General features: G+C 70.1%; 1 protein-coding gene. It reads left to right on the forward strand.

Translation table 11 applies throughout. The features are described 5' to 3' along the window. Nucleotides 1–542: GNAT family N-acetyltransferase (locus tag K728_RS23415; RefSeq protein WP_443111015.1), on the forward strand; the 542-nt coding region annotated here is incomplete at both ends.

The following is a 542-nucleotide window of genomic DNA, read 5'->3' on the forward strand; positions in this document are numbered from 1 at the left end:
CCGCGGCTGCCGCGGAGGCCGACGGCAACCCTCCTCTGTCCGAGCAGACCCTGGTCAACCTGAAAACCGCGGGTGCCCATCCGGGGTCACTGCTGGTTTTCGCCACCTACGCGGTCGACGACGACTCTTCCGGCGGAGATCCGGCTGGGGCATCCCACGACACCGAAGAACTGGCCGGGGTTGCGGTGGTGAGCCTGCCCCGCACCGGGACCGGCGCTGATAATGCCGATGAGGGTGAAGCTGGCGACCCGGGCGTGCTCGAGCTTGTGGTCCGGCCGACCTACCGCAGCCAGGGAGTCGGGACCGCCCTGGCCGACGCCGTCCAGGCCCACGGGTTGCCGAATCTGCATGCCTGGTCCCACGGCAATCACGCGGCGGCTGTCAGCCTGGCCACCAAGAATGGGTTCGCGCCCGTGCGGGAACTGTGGCGGATGCGTCAGACCCGGGCCGCACTGGAGGAGTCGGTCCTGGCTCCCACCGCCGACCAGATCACCCTGCCCGACGGCGTCGTTCTCCGCGCCTTCCAGCCAGGCGTCGACGAG

This window comes from Arthrobacter sp. CAL618 (assembly GCF_000468215.1).
Taxonomy (GTDB): Bacteria; Actinomycetota; Actinomycetes; order Actinomycetales; family Micrococcaceae; genus Arthrobacter_D.